The sequence below is a fragment of the Andreprevotia sp. IGB-42 genome, assembly GCF_009848685.1.
Classification (GTDB): domain Bacteria; phylum Pseudomonadota; class Gammaproteobacteria; order Burkholderiales; family Chitinibacteraceae; genus Andreprevotia.
Window position 1 is genome coordinate 12734 of the sequence record NZ_WXTX01000012.1, and the last position, 17754, is coordinate 30487.

The following is a 17754-nucleotide window of genomic DNA, read 5'->3' on the forward strand; positions in this document are numbered from 1 at the left end:
CACCCGGCACGGGCACAGGGAAAACCTGCCCCCTACCCACTCTTTCACCTTCAAGAACAGGCACGGCCAGCAATGCGCCAGATCATCAAGCCAGACGCGCCGGGCGTACTGACAGGCAACGGAGCGGCATTCCAGAATGCCGCGCGCCAGTTTGCACTGACAGGCCGCACCGACAACGACACCTACAAGGCCAACCTGAAGAAACACGCCCTTTACCGGAAGGGGCGCGGCAAGGTTTTCCAGCGCTATGCCAGCAAGCTCTTCAGCACCTACAGCTATTACTCCGACCCGGCAGCCAAGCAGCGCCTGATCGTGGCCCACCACGGCAAATGTGCATTTTGCGAAAGCTTCATCATGGATACGGATGTGGGCGACGTGGAGCACTTCCGTCCCAAGGCAGAAGTGACGCGGGTGGACCCCGACGACGCCCGCGCCGAAATCACGCTGGATGATCATCCCGGCTATTTCTGGTTGTCTGCCGATTGGGGCAATCTGTTTCTCAGTTGCAAACAGTGCAACCAGGCGTACAAGCGCAACCTGTTCGACGTGTGGCCGGATACACCCCGTGCAACCCCGGCCAACCCCACCCAGGCCGAGGAGCACCTGCTGCTCGACCCGGCATCCACGGATGCACTGCTGCGCCAGTTGATCCGCTACGACCCGCGTACCGCAGAGGCCCTGGCCAACCCGATCGAGCTATTTGGCGAGCTGGCACATGACGTTGCCAGGCACATACCGCGCATCGCCCGCACGATAGGCACCGTTGGGCTGAACCGGCCACGCCTGAAAGAAGCCCGCGCGCGTCATCTGGTCAAGCTGCGTGCGTTCTTCATCATGGTGGCCAATCACGGCGGGCTTCCCCAGGGGCATGCAGCACCCGCCCTGACCGATACCCGCCCGGCCATTCTCGATTTCATCGTGCAGGAAAGCACTGCAGAGCAAGATGCACTGTCCGCCTTGCTGGAGGCAGTCAACCCGCGGGCCGAATACTCTGCGCTGGCACTGGATGCGCTGATTGTCTGGAGCCAGCAGCTGCGTTTCCAGACCACGCTGACCCCGGTTGCCTTGCATAGCGTCAACCATATCACCCTGCTGGCAGTCAAAGAGCGCTTTCGCCCCCAGCTGGATCTGGCGGAAACGATACGCGCCGAAAACGCCGCATCCAGTGCCGATGAATCGCAGCCGGACACCCGTGACCTGGACATCAGTTATAACAAGTTGCTTGATGCATACCGCAAACTGACCAAGGAAATTGGCCCCAAAGCCAAAAAGCTCGCGCAACTGCGTGACAAGGTCGCCGCGGCACGCGCCAAACATCAGGAAGAGCGCGACGCCGGCCCCCTGCCGGGTGCAGAGGACCGCTACCAGGAGCTGAAAAGCCAGCTGCAGGATCTGCTGCTGAAAGCCGGCCTGCTGGAAGAAGATGAGGTGCCGCTGGATATGCCGGTGCAAACGCGACTGGAAAACCTGAGGCTGGCCGGAGCGGACTTCAGCCAGGCAGAGCAACCCAAATTCGATAACGTGGTCAGAGAACTGCTGGTGGCTGAAGAAGCATTTTCCAAGGATCCCTTGCTGCTGCAAGCGATGAAAAAAGACCTCTACCGGCTGACGGTGATTATTGACCTTGAAGCCCCGCTTGATGCTTACCATACCCGTATCTTCAGCATGAACGAGGACCTGACCGAGCTGCAGACCGGCTATGAAAATTGCGGTTCGCGTGCGGAGCGGCTCAATCGTTGCCGGCTGTTTGCAACCGCGCTGGATGATTTGCAGACCTGGCTGGAGAGCGATGGCGCGGTGCCGAGCGACGATCTCAAGCACCATCTGGCTGGCAAAGGCTACCCGCCAGGCGTACGGAAATGATGCCATGAGCAATGCCTGGGTTCAGCTCGGCAAGGAAGACAGTGTCGACAATCTTGCCTACAACGCGGGCCTTTTGCCGGCGACCTTGTGGGGCCATGCCAAAAACCAGCCGCTACGCGATACGCGGGCATCCATGCACGTGCTGCAGGAGGGCGACAAGCTGTTTGTGCCTGCCATCGACATCAAGACGCTGGATGGCCAGACCGGGCAACGCCACCGTTTCCGGCGCCACAGCGTGCCTGCGCGGCTTGCGCTTACGCTCGCCATCAACGGGCAGGCCCTTGCCAACCGGCCATGCCGCATCGAAATAGCGGGGCGCCCTCCGCTGGAAACCAGCACCGATGCGCAAGGGGGCCTGACGTTGCCGGTGATGCCGGACACCGGCCATGGCCAGGTGTCAGTCACGCTGGCATCAGGCGAAATCCTGGATATCCCGCTGGCCCCACGCCGGCTCGATCCGGTGGACACCGCCAGCGGCGCGCAGGCCCGCCTGCAAAACCTGGGCTATCTGCAAGGCGAATTCTCTGCCGGCATGCTGGACCTGACCACGGTCCTGGCACTGGCGAGCTTCCAATGGGACCAGGACATGGAAAGAAGCGGCATGCTTGACCAAGCGACGCAGGATGCGCTCATCGCCGCGCATGGCTGCTGAGCGCCGCCCTGCTGCTGGCGGCATCGTGCGCACCTCGCCGGCCACACCTCGCCGGCCGCACCTCGCCTCGCTCAAATCGGGGACCAGGCATCCTTGTCCAGCTCCGGGAAGGATATCTGGCAGGTATCCGGGTCCAGCCCATCCACTCTGGCAAGACCTTCTGCATTCAGGTAACCGCTCAATACCAGGCCATTCGACAAGGTGATTTCGTATTTTTCACCGGGAATGGGTTTGTCGTCCTCTCCCAGCAGCTGGATCTCTATCCAGGTTTTGGCCACGGGCGTTGACGCGGGCGTCGGGGTTGGGGCGATGGTAGTGGCCGTTGCCTCTAAATAAGGCGCTGCACTGCTGCTGCGCGCTGCGGCAGGCGCAGGCGCAGGTGCCGGCGTTGCCCCCGTTGCCGGTACGTTCTTCGAGCCGGTCGATAGCAGGCCCGGCCAACGTTCGCGCTCGGCAAAGTACACACGCAACACGCGCATGTCATCCCAGCTGGCGCTGCCCGGATGGGTGTCATGCAGGGCCGTGCGAATGCGCCGCATGGTGCCTGCATCGGCCAGCGCTGCACGTAACTCCGCTGAATCGGGTATATCGAAAGCCATTGCTTCATCCCACCGACATTTGAATCGGGCCGGTCAGCATCCATCGCTCACCAGCCAGCGGCAATTGTAATCGTAGTGCCAGCTGCGCCCAAGCATCCTTGCCCATCCAGCCCCGTGGCAGGCCGATCCTTCAATGCCCGGTAACGCTTCATGCTGCGGTAACATGCATTGCTTATCGTTCGCCCATCCCCAGTGGATGACTTAGGCAAGGCTGAGTCCGATACGCCTTGCACCAATTTCTAGCCCCGCCTTCGAGCGGGGCTTTTGCTTGCCACCGGGCTAATTCACTGCCTGGGTTCACCGCGTATGGCAGCGCAAATGCAAACACCCCGATGGCAAGCCATCGGGGTGCAAGAACGGTCAGCGGGTGCGATCAGAACTTGATCTTGAGGCCGATCATCGCTTCGTAGCCGCGGCTGTCCTTTTCAAAAGACTGCTGGTAACCCACCGAGCCGGTCAGCGTCGTATCCTCGCTGGCCTGGTGATCCACACCCAGGTTGACCTCGCCCCACGTGCCCTTCATGTTGACCACGAAGGGGATGTAGCCATCTGCCGACGAGAACGCGGTGGCAGGCGTGCCCCTGAACTCGTGCCACACGCTGGGGCGCAGCCAGGCGCTGGTACGGAAGGTCTTGCCGTTGTCGTCCGTGCGCAGCCAGTCCTTGTACAGGCGTACCCCAAGGCGGCCGGTCAGCGAATCGACGTTATCGAAGCGCACGTCGGCGGCACCGTCGCTGGCGCCATCGAGCTTGACCCTGGAATAGATCACCTGCGCCTGCGGCTCCAGATACAGCTGCCTGCTTTCACTGATCTGGAACGGGTAGCCGGCTTCGAGCGAAGCGGTCAGGCCATGGCCGCGGGTCTTGAGTGCAGCCATGTCATCCGGCTGGGCCTCCACATGGAAGCGGTTGTATTGCAGCACGCTATCCAGATAAGCGCCTTCCGGGGTGAAATGCGTCCAATAGCCACCAATGCCGAACGCACGCAGTGCATCGGTACCGGCATGACGCCCATCGGTATGCATCAGGTCACCCTCGATCCGGCCCAGGCTGCCCGACAGCCCGGCCTGGTCGGTACTGCCATCGGTATCTTCGCGGCGGTACAGATCCATGCCCAGCTGCACGGCGCGCAGGTCGTAAGTGGAATCGACATTGCCCAACGCATCCTCGCCAGCGTGGTAGATCACCCGGCCCCAGCCCAGCGATGGTTCACGGCGATCGATTGCTTCTGCCGGCAGCGGATCACTGTACAGGCGGCGCTCTTCCCCCACCCGTTCATGCAGGGTATCGACCATGACACGCCCGTAGATCAGCGATAACGCCGGGATGCCGCTGTAAAGCGATGTTTCCGGGCGATACATCGGTGCTTGCGGTGCACTCGGGACCGGTGTGGGTGCCGGCAATACCGAATCCTGCGGCCGCTGGCTGGGGATGGCCGGATCCTGCGGCACCGGGGTGGGGTTGGCTGGTTCAGGCGTCGGGTTCACCGGTGTCGGGGTGGGGTTGACCGGAACAGGCGTCGGGTTGGCAGGTTCCGGGGTGGGTGTCGGATTGACCGGCGTCGGAGTCGGATTGACCGGGGTGGGCGTCGGTGCAACGTCCCGGCCCGAGCGCAGGTACCAGGCTTCGGCATTGCTGTCATCCAGGCTGGCGCGATGCAGATTGTATTCATACGGGCCGGCCTTCACCTGGCTGAGCAGGCGGAACGACTGCTGCCCGGTGGTGCCGCCGTTGATCGCATCCACCACCTTGATGCCGTTACCGGTGGTGAGCGCACCGGCACCACCGGCATTGCGGATCTGCAGATTGGTACTGCCGTCTGCGTTGCCGCCATCGATCACCAACTGGTCGGAAGGCGAATTGTCGTCGAACAGATAGGTATTGAGTGCAATGGTGCCGTTGTCACCGTGGTAGTTGTTCACGCTCAGCTGCTTGTAGGCGTTGCCGGCGGGGGCGCCGAAGTCGATCAGGCTGAAGCGGTTGTGCAGCGTGCTGAGGTTGGAATTGCCGGTCATGTTCCAGATGCTGGTATCGCGCATCACCACATTGGCGTTGCTGCCGGCAGCGGTACTGGCGGCACCGTTCACCACCGAGCCGGACAGATCCAGATCGGCCAGGCCGGCGGTGCCGGCAGAGCCGTCCACGTTCAACCAGTGGCCGCTACCGCCAGCCAGCACGTTGCCGAGCTTGACGCTGGCAGCGCCGGCCACGTTGATGGTGGCGCCATGGTGGTTGCCCAGCACGCTGTTGTCGAACTGCGCGGTGGCCTCGTTGCCATTGTCGCCTTGCAGGTAAAGGGCGGCGGCATCGGCACCGGTGCTGCTCACGCTGGTATTGTCGGCCTGCAATGCGCCGCCATTCCTGGCAAACGTACCGTGTGCGCCATCGCCTGTGGTGGCAATGCTGACCTTGTCCAGCGTGATCGTACTGGGTGCGCTGTTGACGATGGCACCATGCGCACCGGCACCCTCGGTAGCCACCACGGTGTTGGTGGCGGCCAGCGCGGCACCGGATTCAGCCTGCAAGCCATGCGATTGCGCACCGTGGGTATGGATGCTGGTGTCGTTGAGATTCAGCTGTGCGGTTTCATCCTTGAACTTGCGGCTGGTGATTGCGCCGGCAGCATTGTCGCCCATGGTTTCCACCGTCACGCCATTTGTGGTCAGGCTGACATTGCCCGGCTTGGCGGCACCGATACCGGCGTAGAGGCCTCTGGAGGCATCGCCTTCTGTCCTGACCGACAGGTTGTTGAGGATCATCGTGCCGCCATCATCAACAGCCACGCCATAAGCCTGGCTACCGGTAGTAAGCACGCTGGTGCCGTTGGCAACCAGCAGTGCGCCTTCGTTGCGCGATGCCAGCCCATGCGGGAAGGTAAGGTTGGAGGCTACCGGCGAGCCATTGCCGGTGGTAGTGACCGAACCACCGTTCAGGGTGACGGTGCTGCCGGCATCGGCAATCACGCCCATCGCGTTGTCGTTGCCCGAGGTATGCACGGTGACGTTGCTGGCAGTGATCGTGGCATTGGCCGCGCTGATTGCGGTCGAATAATTGCCTTCGGTACTGATGCGGCCATTGGTGATGTCGAGCGCAGCGCCGTCCAACGCACGTACGCCATAGCTGGTTTTTTGCGTGGTGTGCACATCGGTATCCGTCAGCACCAGTGTCGAGCCTGCACCTTCTACCTGCACGCCCGGTGCAAAGGGGCCGGTTGCGCCAGCGGGCGAATCCAGCAGCACGCTGCTGTTGCTGACGCGGGCATTGGCCCCGCCGGTCACATACACGCCCATGGCGCGATTGCCGTTGGCCACGATTGCGCTATCGGTCACCAGCGCCTGCGAGCCCGCACCTTCCACCGATACCCCGTGGCCAAAGGCGCCCTCGGCCGAGAGCTTGCTGGCGGCTACGCTCACGCTGGCGCCATTCATGGCCCGCACCGCAGCGGCCGGGTTGGCTACGCCACCAGCACCGCTCAGCTGCACGGTACTGTCCTGCAAAGCGACGTTGCTGCCGGTGCCCTCGGCCCGTGCACCGCCCACATTGGTACCCGATGCAGTCACATCGAGGCCGTTACCGGTAATCTGCCCGCCGTTCTGGGCGTGCAGCACTGCGGTGGTCGTGGTGGTGGTGGCTGCACCGGTACTGTTGAATGTACTGTCCTGCAGCGTAATCACCGCACCATCCTCGGCTCGGGCACCACTGGCCGATGTAGCGGCGATATTGATAGTGACGCCGCTGCCGTCGATGCGGCTGTCGCTACCCGTTGCCAGCAAACCGTGACTGATGCTGAGTGCTTTCTCGCCAGCCGGCGGTGTGGCTGCAGATACCGCAGCGCCACTGGTGTTGACGCGGGCACCATTGCCAAGCTGCACCGTGCCACCGTCCTTTGCCCACACGCCCACCGCGCCCTTGCCGCCAGTGGTGACGGAACCGGCGGAAAGCTCGACCTTGCTGTTTGCACCCGCGGCCACCACGCCATGCCCATAGCCAGCCACGTTGGTGTTGATGGTGGTATCCACCAGGCTGATGCCGGCGCCGTCTTCCGCAAGCACGCCATTGGCATAGCCGCCGGCCACATTCACGGTGACACCGTTACCGCTGATGCGGCTGGCATTCCCGGTGGCTTTCAGGCCGTGGCTGGCGGTAGCGGTGCTGTTTGCCCCGGTGGTAGTCACTGTGCTGCCACTACCAAAATGGATGGCCGCGCCATCCTGCACCAACGCACCCACCGAACCCTTGGATTGGGTATTGACCGCACTGCCATTGAAATCAATACGGCTGGCCGCACCAGTGGCAACCAGGCCGTTGTTGTTCTGGCCCGCTGCACCGCCCCCCATGGTAACGACTGCGTCATCGAGCAGCACCGTACCGCCGTTTTCCGCCACCACGCCGGTCATGTTGCTGGCGGTAACCGCCGCGCCGGCTGCGGTCTTGGGCACCATGACCACGCTGGCTTCATCGGCGTTGATCTGGCCACCGGCACCGGCAACAAGGCCCTTCTGGCCATTGGCGATGGCTGCAGTGGTCGCGCCCGAAACTACCGCGCCATGCTCGAATTCGATCACGCCATTCTGTGCCTGCACACCGGTGGTGTTGGTGGCACTCAGCTTCACGCTTTCGTCGTCGTGCACGCCAGCGGTATTGATACCCGCACTGCCCGCAACGGTGACATTGGTTTCCGCATCGGCGCGCTCCGCGAAGCCGCCGCCCAAGCCTGCCAGCACCAGGCCGACGGCTTGCGCCAGCACGTTGCGGCGCATTTTTTCCAGCGTGGATACCTGGATCAGATTGGCGGTTTTCATGGCTGTTCTCCAATACGTTGCGATGGAGACCAGTCTGCTTTTGCATGCCGGATGCGTATGCCGTGGGTCTCCGAAGCAGCTGTAGTGGATTTCCGAAACGCGCCGCGCCCGACGACAGGCGGTGCAGCGTCAGCGGCAAATCGATGTACCCCCGGCGATTGCCGGATTTCGCTTTGCGCCGGCAGGCACTACCCTTAGCTGTGTCGGTACAGCGGGTGATTGCAGATGAGCGGGATCGTCATTGTTGATGAGCAGCCGGTGACGCGGCATGCGTTGCGGCTGCTGATGGAAGCCGAAGGCCACCAGGTGCTGGCCGAAGCCGACAATGGCATCGACGCGGTGCAGCTGGCGCGCGACGGCAAAGCCGCGCTGATGATCCTCGACCTGGCCATCCCGCGGCTGGGCGGCCTGGCCGTGATGGAACGGCTGGAGGCGATGCCGACCAGGCCCAAGGTGCTGGTGCTGACCGCACAGAACACCGAGTACTTTGCGCTGCGCTGCCTGGAAGCGGGTGCCGCCGGCTTTGTCAGCAAGGCAGAAGACCTGGATGAATTGAAAGTGGCCGTCAATGCGGTGCTGCATGGCCACAGCTATTTTCCCAGCCATGTGCTCACGCCGGGCAACCATATTGCGGTGGGCGATGGCGCCGATGCCACGCTGAAGGAACTATCCAGCCGCGAGCTCTCGGTGCTGCAACTGCTGGCCAAGGGCATGAGCAATATCGCCATCGCCGGGCAACTGGCGCTAAGCGACAAAACCATCAGCACCTACAAGATCCGCCTGAAGCAGAAGCTGAACGCCGGATCATTGCTGGAATTGATCGATATCGCCCGCCGCCATGGCTTGGTGGAGGGCACCCCGGACGATGCAACACCCCCGGCGCAGCCACTCGATGCGGCGCAACAACGCGAGCTTGATCTGCTGCACAAGATGCTGGATGCGCTGCCGCATGCAGTGTGCGTGCGCGATCCGGAAGGCCGGCTGATTACCTGCAACCAGCACTACCTGCAGCAGTTCCGCGTGCAACTGGCCGATATCAAGGGCAAGCGGCTGTACGAAACCGAAGAGCTGGCAACGGATAACGCCAGGCTGGTACACCAGCAGTTGATGGCCGCCGCGGCATTGCGCAAGCCGTATTCGCGCGACGTAACACTCAATATCGCGGGCAGCGAGCACATCCTGCGCCACTGGGGGCGGCCTTATCTTGACGAGCAGCAGCGCTATCTGGGGTTCATCTGCGGCAGCGTTGAAGTCACTGACCGCGACCAGGCGCTGATCGACTTGCGCAACGCCAACGAAAAAGCCGAGCGCGCCAGCCATGCCAAGAGCGCTTTCCTGGCCTCCATGGGCACCGAAATCAGCGTGCCGGTGCAAAGCATCGTGGCGATGCTGGATCTGGCATTGGCGCAGTCGCCCCCGCAGCAGGAGCCGCTGCAGGTAGCACGCGCGGCAGCCATCAACCTGCGCGCGCTGCTGGATGACCTGCAGCAGCTCAGCCAGCTGGAAGCGGGCAAGCATCCGCTGGCACCCCGACCCGTCGACCTGGTGACGCAGCTTGCAGCACAGCTGGATACCTATCGGCACGAAGCGCAGCATAAAAACCTGCAACTGCAGCTCGATACCACGCTGGCACGCAAATCCATGGTGTGGGTAGACCCGCAACACTGGCAGCAACTGGTAAGCAGCTTGCTGAGTAACGCGCTGAAATTCACCGAGCAAGGCGGAATTACCGTACGGCTTGCCGCACTGGGGCGGGGCCAGGGGCTGGTGGCGGTGACGCTCGAGGTGGCCGATACGGGCATCGGTATCCCCAAAGATCAGCAGCAAGACCTGTTCGAGCCCTTCAGCCAGCGGCTCGACAGCCAGCGTATCCGCCATGGCGGCAGCGGCCTGGGCCTGGCGCTGTGCAAATGCCTGGTGGAACAGATGCAGGGCACGATCACGCTGCACAGCCAGCCTGGCGTGGGCACCACGTTCAGCATCGCATTGATGCTGACCGAGGCCAGGATTTGATGGCTGCACAGCGCAGAACAGAAAAATCCGCAGCGGTTTTCAGAAAGCCCTGATAGGCCACGCCCGGCCGGCATGGGACAGTGGCCCTACCGGCTGGCATCCCGCTACGCCCTTTCCTCGCTGGGGTAGGGAGTCATGCCGGTAGCACATCTGCAATGATGTGCTGGACTACAGCCCCGGCAGATCGTTGGGGCTTTTTTTCGCCACCCGCTACTGCACCAGCACCGTCAGTTGCGCGCCGGCCGGCAGCATCACCGTTTCGCTGTAGCTGGCCCCCAGCCCCGTGCGCTGCATCGGGTAAGCGCCGTGTGCCTGCAGCTTTTGCGGCATGCTGGCCGGCCAGCGCAAGTTGCCGCCGATGCTGACCACATCCATCGCAGATAACAGATAACCTGCATCGTTACGCTCCGGGAAACCCAGCCCTGCCGGGCTGCCTGCCGGCAAGCCGGCCATGCTGGCCTGCCAGCGCCGCTGCGCGGTGCCCAGATTGCTGCCGTACGCGCGCAACTGCGCATCCAGCAGCGCGATATCGTCGCCCTGCCCCTGTGCGCCCAGCAACTGGCGGTAAAACGCCACGCCGTACTGGCGCAACAGGTAGGCCGAAAAACTGCCGCCCACGCTGTAACTGTTGCAGCGGCTGTCCGCGGCGGCGTAAACGCTGAAATCGCAGTTGTATGCGGTGGCGGTCAGCCAATCGCGCATGCGCAGATCGCGCACCGCGTTGAAGCCGGGCGTGAGGCGCGCAGCCAGCAGGTCTTCCGCCATCATGGCGGTCATCTCCTCCAGCCAGATATCGAATGCCTGGCTGCTGGCCGGTGGCTGGTACAGCTGCACGCCGCGGCGGTAGAAGTTGGCGGCATGCGTGAGCTCGTGTGCCAGCGTACTGACGGTGGTATCGAATGCCTGCGGCCCGCCCAGATACAGCGTTTCGGTATCCAGAAATACCGCCAGCGCAGCGTTGCTGCGTGCATTGGCAGCACGGGTGAAATTGTTGCGCGACCAGAAATATCCGACCAGCCCCCAAGGCTGTGCATCATGATCGAAATCGAGCAGCACCACATTGAGCGGCTGCTCGGCAGCGATCAGGCTGGCAATGGCGTGCGTACCCCAGACCGGGCCGGCCAGACCGGTCACCAGTTCGTATGCGGCGTCGGAGCGGCCGGCAACGCGGCTGGCCAGGCGATCGAGCAATGCATCGTCGATCTTGCCCGCCCCCTGCTGACCGTTTTCCAGCCAGATGTTCACGATGCGGCCATCTTGCGCGGTGAGCTGGCGCACCAGCGTGGTTTGCCGCTCGCTTTCGTCTTCGTGCACCCACATGCGGCTTGCGCCGGGCTGCTCCGCGCTACCGCGGGTGGCGCGCAAGACGCGCTGCGCGGGCGCGCTCATGTACGCGAGGAAGCCATCCCGATTGAAGCTGGCAATATGGTCTGCCTGCGCAGGCGGCGTCAGCATATTGGCGCTGGCCGTGGCGGGCAGCAATGCCATGGCATCGCCGGAGGGGTTGCTCAGCACCAGTGTGGCGGTGCGCCCTGCCACATTGCTCAATTGCACGGAAACCGGCGCAGCGGTGTTGCCGGCATTGGTGTAAAGCCAGCTGGCAACACCTTGCCCGGCGTACTGGCCGCCTTCAAGTGCGCCACACGCCGGGCCGCTGCAATCGATCTGCGATGGCGATGGCAAAGGGGTAGGCGTTGCGGCAGGCGCAGTCTGGCTGGATATGGCGGGGCTGTTACCGCTTGCGCTGCCACCGCCGCCCCCGCAGGCGACCAGCAGGAAAAACGGCAACACGGAAATGCCGCGCAGGAAAAAAACATGCATCTGGATGCGTCCTCATGCGTGCGCTCCGGCACGCGAGCAGGTTCATCCTCGCTGAAACATCGGTTGCTGCAGGCGTGTTGCGCTGCCCAACCGCAGATTCCTCTATGGGAATTCGGACGCGGACTATATGGCCTGCATCACCACCGGGCAAGCACCAGCCGACGAATGCACGGCATTGCCTGGATCAGATTGGGCGCAGTGTGTTGCTGCGCTGGCAAACCATGCATCCTGGGCAGCCAGCTGATCCATTTTCAGTTTCAGCTTGCCGCCCATCCGTTTGTGAAAATAATTTTCTTGAAATCACGGTGATGTAGTCGTAATCTTGCCAACTACAGCCCTGAACGACCGTAACGCGAGGACCCCGCCGTGAACCCTGAAAACATTTTCCAGAATGCGCTCCTCAGCCCTTGTGGCAAAGGTTTGGGGGACTTGGCCGCAGGGCAGCGCGTTGCGGCAGCTGCGACGCTGGGCTGGAATATCCTGCGGGAAGACGTGAGCCTGCCGGTGGCGGTGCTGCGTAGCGAGCGCATTGCGCACAACCTGGCATGGATGCGTGATTTCATCGCCACCTATAACGTGAAGCTGGCGCCACACGGCAAAACCACCATGAGCCCGGCGCTGTTCCACAAGCAACTGGCGCACGGTGCCTGGGGCATCACGCTGGCCAACGCGCCGCAAACGCAGGCGGCCTACCACCACGGCATACGCCGGGTGATCCTGGCCAACCAGCTGGTGGGGCGCGGCAATATGGCGATCATCGCCCGGCTGCAGCAGGACCCCAGTTTCGATTTCTGCTGTATTGTCGACTCCCCCAGCAATGTGGATCAACTGGGCCGCTTCTTTGCCGCTGCCGGCCAGCGCCTCAAGGTGCTGATCGAACTGGGCGTGCCCGGTGGCCGTACCGGCGTGCGCAACGCGGAAGAACAGGATGCCGTGCTGGCCGCCATTGCGCGCTGGCCGCAATCGCTGGCGCTGGCCGGTATCGAGCTATACGAAGGCGTACTCAAGGAAGAAGCCGATATCCGTGCCTTCCTGCAGCGCGCCGCGCAGCAGATGCAGGTGCTGCAGGATGCCGGGCGTTTTGCCACCGACAGCGTGATCCTGACTGGCGCGGGTTCCGCCTGGTTCGACGTGGTGGCGGAAGCATGGAGCGGGCTGCAGATCGGCCGCCCGCTCGATATCGTGCTGCGCCCGGGCTGCTACCTCACCCACGATGTAGGCATCTACAAGGCGGCGGAAACCCGCATCCAGGCCAACAACCCGGTGGCGCGCGACATGCACGCCAGCCTGCTGCCCGCGCTGCAGGTGTGGGCGTATGTGCAATCGCTGCCCGAGCCGGGCCTGGCCATCATTGCCTTGGGCAAGCGCGATGCCGCGTTCGATGCCGGCCTGCCTATCCCGGCGCTGCATTACCGCCCGGGCAGCGCTGCCCCTGCTGCCCCTGCAGCGGCACCTGCCGCGTGGAAAGTCACCGCGATGATGGACCAGCATGCATTCATGCATATCGACGCCGGCAGCGACTTGCAGATCGGCGACATGATCGCCTTCGATATCTCTCACCCCTGCCTGACGTTCGACAAATGGCGGCAACTGCTGATCATCGATCCGTCGTTCAACGTGACCGAGATCGTTGAAACGTTTTTTTGAAGCTGGCTTTTACGAAAACGACCATCGCGAGAAAAGCACGGGCAGGCCCAACGCAGCCCTTGGCTGCAGTAGCCATTAAAGAGCCGGTCAGCGGCCTTGCAACACCCCGATAACTGTTCCAATCCGTTAACCCGGAGGAGTGAAATCATGACCCCAGGCACCCTGCTGCTGGTGTATGCGGCCGTCGCGATCATCGCGCTGGTACTGCTGATTGCCCGCTACAAGCTCAACCCGTTCATCACCCTCACCATCGTCTCGCTGGGGCTCGCGCTGGTGGCGGGCATGCCGGCCAAGGATATCGTTGCCTCGTACGAAGGTGGCGTGGGCAAAACGCTGGGCCATATCGCGCTGATCGTGGCGCTGGGCACCATGCTGGGCAAGATGATGGCCGAATCGGGCGGCGCCGAGCAGATTGCCCGCACGCTGATCGCCCGCTTTGGCGAAAAGAACGTGCACTGGGCGATGGTGTGTATCGCCTTCCTGGTGGGCCTGCCCATCTTCTTCGAAGTGGGCTTCGTGCTGCTGGTACCGATCGCGTTCAACGTGGCGCGCCGCACGGGTACTTCCATGCTGCTGGTGGGCTTGCCCATGGTGGCCGGCCTGTCCGTGGTGCACGGCCTGGTGCCGCCGCACCCGGCGGCGATGATCGCGGTGGGCGAATACCATGCCGACGTGGGCCGCACCATTTTCTACGCGCTGCTGGTGGGCATCCCTACCGCCATCATCGCTGGCCCGCTGTTTGCCAAGTTCATCGCGCCGCGCATCACGCTGCCGGCCGTCAACCCGCTGGAGGCGCAATTCATCCAGCAGGATGAAGCACGCGTACTGCCCGGCTTCGGCATCACCTTGCTGACCATCCTGCTGCCGGTGATCCTGATGCTGCTGGGTGGCTGGGCAGATGTACTTGCCACGCCGGGCTCGCACCTGAACAACCTGTTCCGCTTCATCGGCAACTCGGTGGTGGCGCTGCTGGTGGCCACGCTGGTCAGCTTCTATACGCTGGGCCTGGCGCGCGGCTTCAGCCGGGAAACCATCCTGAAGTTCACACAGGAATGCCTGGCGCCCACCGCCGGCATCACCTTGCTGGTAGGTGCCGGTGGCGGCCTCAACCGCATCCTGGTGGATTCGGGCGTGGCCAAGGAAATCGTTGGCCTCTCCGCGGTGTTTCACCTGTCGCCGCTGATGCTGGGCTGGATACTGGCGGCACTGATGCGCGTGGCAACGGGTTCCGCCACCGTGGCGATGAGCACCGCGGCCGGCATCGTGGCGCCGATCGCGCTTGCGTCCGGCTATCCGCACCCGGAGCTGCTGGTGATTGCCACCGGCGCCGGTTCGCTGATCCTGTCGCATGTGAATGACGGCGGCTTCTGGCTGATCAAGGAGTACTTCAACATGACCGTGGCGCAAACCTTCAAGACCTGGACCGTGCTGGAAACCATCATCTCTGTGGTGGCGCTGGGCCTGGTCTCGCTGATTGCCGCAGTGATCTAGGCTGCCATGAATACGCTGGTCGATATCGTTTATCACATCCGCAGCTGCCGCGACCGGCTGTCCGGCACCGAGCAGAAAGTGGCGGACGCCATTCTGGCCGACATCGCGTTTGCCGCAGCCGCCAGCATCGATCAGCTGGCGGCCAAGGCCGGAGTGAGCATTGCCACCATCTCGCGCTTTGCCAAGGCAGTCGATTGCGATGACATCCGCAACCTCAAGCTCAAGCTGGCGCAGGCCAGCGCGGTGGGCGCGCGCTTCCTGGCCGATGTACCGGCCGGCGGCGACGAGAATTCGTTCTACGCGCGCATCTGCGGCGATATCGAAAACACGCTGCGCGGCAACCTGGCACGCTTCAGCGAGGCACAGTTCCGCGCGGCAGCTAGCCTGCTGTCCGATGCACGCATGATCTACGTGGCCGGCATGGGCGGCGGCTCGACCATGCTGGCCGAAGAAGTGCAGTTCCGCCTGGCGCGGCTGGGCTTTGCAGTGGCCGCCTACAGCGACCCGGTGCTGCTGCGCATGCTGGCCGCCACCATGACGCAGCGCGATGCGCTGCTGCTGCTGTCAGTTACCGGTGTCACGCCGGAGCTGCTGGCGGTGGCGGATATCGCGCGTGAATACGGTGCGCGCGTGGTGATCATCACCGATCCGGATTCGCCACTGGCCGCCAGGGCCGACGCATTGCTGCCGGTAAAAACCGAAGAAACCGATTTCATCTACAAACCGTCCGCATCACGCTACGGCATGCTGCTGGCGATCGATATCCTCGCGACCGAACTGGCGCTGACCCACAAGGAACAGAGCAAGGAAATGCTGCGCCGCGTGAAGTTTGCGCTCGACGAATACCGGGGTGGCGACAACCGTCTGCCGCTGGGCGATTGAGCCTGCACCGGGCTGGAGAAGTGCCATGAACTACGACCTGATCATCCGCAACGCGCGCATTTTCGACGGCAGCGGCAATGCCGAGTACACCGCCGATATCGCGGTGAATGCCGGGCGCATTGCCGCCATCAACCGCAGGGGCGAAAGCAGCGTGCTGGCGCAGGCCACCGCCACGCAAGACGTGGATGCTGCCGGCCTTGCGCTCGCCCCCGGCTTCATCGACGTGCATACGCACGACGACACCAACGTGATCCGCCAGCCGGACATGCTGCCCAAGATATCGCAAGGCGTGACCACCGTAGTGGTAGGCAATTGCGGCATCAGCGCCAGCCCGGTATCGCTGAAGGGCGATCCGCCAGACCCGATGAACCTGCTGGGGCAGGCGCAGGATTTCAGCTACCCCACATTCGGCGACTACCGCCGTGCGGTGGATGCCGCACAGCCGTCGGTCAACGTGGCGGCGCTGATCGGCCACACCGCATTGCGCAACAACCATATGGACAGGCTGGACCGCACCGCCACGCCCGGCGAGATCAACAGCATGCGCGAGCAACTGCGTGATGCACTGGAGAACGGCGCGCTGGGGCTCTCCACCGGCCTTGCCTATGCATCGGCCAACAGTTGCAATACCGAGGAAATCAAGACGCTAGCCGAGGTGCTGGATGAATACGGCGGCGTCTACACCACGCATCTGCGTACCGAGTTCGACGGCATCCTGGCAGCAATGGATGAGGCCTTCGAAGTGGGCCGCCATGCCAGATCGCCGGTGATCGTCTCGCACCTGAAATGCGCGGGCGCGGGCAACTGGGGCCGCAGCGTGGAAGTGATCAAGAAAATGGAAGCCGCCGCCCAAAATCACCCGGCCGGCTGTGATTGCTACCCGTATTCGGCCAGCTCATCCACGCTGGACCTCAAGCAGGTGACCAGCGATTTCGACATCGTGATCACCTGGAGCACGCCGCACCCGGAAATGGGTGGGCGCAAGCTGGCCGAGATCGCGGCGGACTGGAATACCAGTCTGATCGAAGCCGCCCGGCAGCTGCAGCCGGCCGGCGCCGTTTACTACGGCATGGATGAAAACGACGTGCGCCATATCCTGGGCAACCCGCTCACCATGGTGGGCTCCGACGGCCTGCCCAACGATCCGCTGCCGCATCCGCGACTGTGGGGCGCGTTCCCGCGTGTGCTGGGCCATTACAGTCGCGATGTGGGGCTATTTCCGCTGGCAGAGGCAGTACGCAAGATGACCGGGCTGTCGGCAGACCGTTTCGGGCTGAATGACCGGGGCCGCATCAAGGTGGGGCTGTCGGCCGACCTGGTGTTGTTCAACCCGGCCACCATCAAGGACACCGCCAGCTTCAGCGATCCGGTGCAGGCGGCCGACGGCATAGAAGCCGTGTGGGTGAATGGCGTGCTGTCTTACCAGCACAAGCAGCTGACCGGGCTGCGCGCCGGGCGCTTTCTGCCGCGCTCGCGCGATTTGCGCACCGGTTTTCACTGACGCCGTATTCAATCACCCGACCATCAATCCCAATTCAATTCATCAATCAGGAGCAACAGATGTCCGATATCAAACGTTATGGCGTGGAAGGCGGCAAGGGCACTGGCGGCCAGCACCTGCCGTTCTCGCGCGCGGTGGAGGCCGATGGCTGGCTGCATGTATCCGGCCAGGTGCCGATGGTGAATGGCGAGGTGATCGACGGCGGCATCGTTGCGCAATCGCACCAGGCCATCAAGAACGTGCTGGCCATCCTGGCCGAAGCCGGCTACGGCCCGGAAGATGTGGTGCGCTGCGGCGTGTGGCTGGATGACCCGCGCGATTTCATGTCGTTCAACCGCGTGTTCATGGCATATTTTGGCGCCAACCCGCCGGCCCGCGCGTGCGTGGTGTCCAGCATGGTGGTCGATTGCAAGGTTGAAGTCGACTGTATCGCCTACAAACGTAAATAAGCGTCGAGGCCGGCGGCATTGCCGGCCCGCTTGCA

11 protein-coding genes are annotated in these 17754 nt (G+C 63.2%); 8 read left to right on the forward strand and 3 right to left on the reverse strand.

The features are described 5' to 3' along the window. Window positions 1–72 precede the first annotated feature (72 nt). Together IGB42_RS16845 and IGB42_RS16850 are read left to right on the forward strand one after the other, a co-directional pair. The gene (locus IGB42_RS16845; protein WP_159673816.1) at window positions 73–1863 is read left to right on the forward strand and encodes a hypothetical protein; all 1791 of its coding nucleotides are present in this window, start codon (window positions 73–75) and stop codon (window positions 1861–1863) included. 4 nt (window positions 1864–1867) lie between these two features. Then, a complete protein-coding gene (locus IGB42_RS16850; protein WP_159673818.1) occupies window positions 1868–2515 on the forward strand; it encodes a peptidoglycan-binding protein in 648 nt (215 codons plus the stop codon). A 71-nt stretch (window positions 2516–2586) separates the two neighbouring features. Here the strand turns inward: IGB42_RS16850 and IGB42_RS16855 are convergent, their stop codons facing one another. Both IGB42_RS16855 and IGB42_RS16860 read right to left on the reverse strand, forming a co-directional pair. Further along, window positions 2587–3114 (reverse strand): hypothetical protein, encoded by a 528-nt coding sequence (locus IGB42_RS16855; protein WP_159673820.1) that lies wholly within the window; start codon window positions 3112–3114, stop codon window positions 2587–2589. A 373-nt stretch (window positions 3115–3487) separates the two neighbouring features. Then, complete coding sequence (locus IGB42_RS16860; protein WP_159673822.1) at window positions 3488–7915, reverse strand: autotransporter outer membrane beta-barrel domain-containing protein; 4428 nt, start codon at window positions 7913–7915, stop codon at window positions 3488–3490. Window positions 7916–8140: 225 nt separating this feature from the next. Here IGB42_RS16860 and IGB42_RS16865 point away from each other — a divergent pair, with 225 nt between their 5' ends. After that, window positions 8141–9928 (forward strand): ATP-binding protein, encoded by a 1788-nt coding sequence (locus IGB42_RS16865; protein WP_159673824.1) that lies wholly within the window; start codon window positions 8141–8143, stop codon window positions 9926–9928. 210 nt (window positions 9929–10138) lie between these two features. On the opposite strand, the gene IGB42_RS16870 is transcribed toward IGB42_RS16865, so the two are convergent. Beyond that, the gene (locus IGB42_RS16870; RefSeq protein WP_159673826.1) at window positions 10139–11749 is read right to left on the reverse strand and encodes a hypothetical protein; all 1611 of its coding nucleotides are present in this window, start codon (window positions 11747–11749) and stop codon (window positions 10139–10141) included. Window positions 11750–12178: 429 nt separating this feature from the next. Here IGB42_RS16870 and IGB42_RS16875 point away from each other — a divergent pair, with 429 nt between their 5' ends. From IGB42_RS16875 to IGB42_RS16895, 5 genes are all read left to right on the forward strand, one after another. Beyond that, window positions 12179–13396 (forward strand): amino acid deaminase, encoded by a 1218-nt coding sequence (locus tag IGB42_RS16875; RefSeq protein WP_236822629.1) that lies wholly within the window; start codon window positions 12179–12181, stop codon window positions 13394–13396. A 147-nt stretch (window positions 13397–13543) separates the two neighbouring features. Next, window positions 13544–14887 carry a GntP family permease gene (locus IGB42_RS16880; protein WP_159673830.1) on the forward strand — a complete coding sequence of 448 codons (1344 nt, stop codon included), beginning with the start codon at window positions 13544–13546 and terminating at the stop codon, window positions 14885–14887. Between the two features lie 6 nt (window positions 14888–14893). Next, window positions 14894–15769, forward strand: coding sequence for a MurR/RpiR family transcriptional regulator (locus IGB42_RS16885; RefSeq protein ID WP_159673832.1), 876 nt, complete (start codon window positions 14894–14896; stop codon window positions 15767–15769). A 25-nt stretch (window positions 15770–15794) separates the two neighbouring features. Further along, a complete protein-coding gene (locus IGB42_RS16890; RefSeq protein WP_159673834.1) occupies window positions 15795–17270 on the forward strand; it encodes an amidohydrolase family protein in 1476 nt (491 codons plus the stop codon). A gap of 59 nt (window positions 17271–17329) precedes the next feature. Next, the gene (locus tag IGB42_RS16895; RefSeq protein WP_159673836.1) at window positions 17330–17719 is read left to right on the forward strand and encodes a RidA family protein; all 390 of its coding nucleotides are present in this window, start codon (window positions 17330–17332) and stop codon (window positions 17717–17719) included. The last annotated feature ends 35 nt before the right edge of the window (window positions 17720–17754 follow it).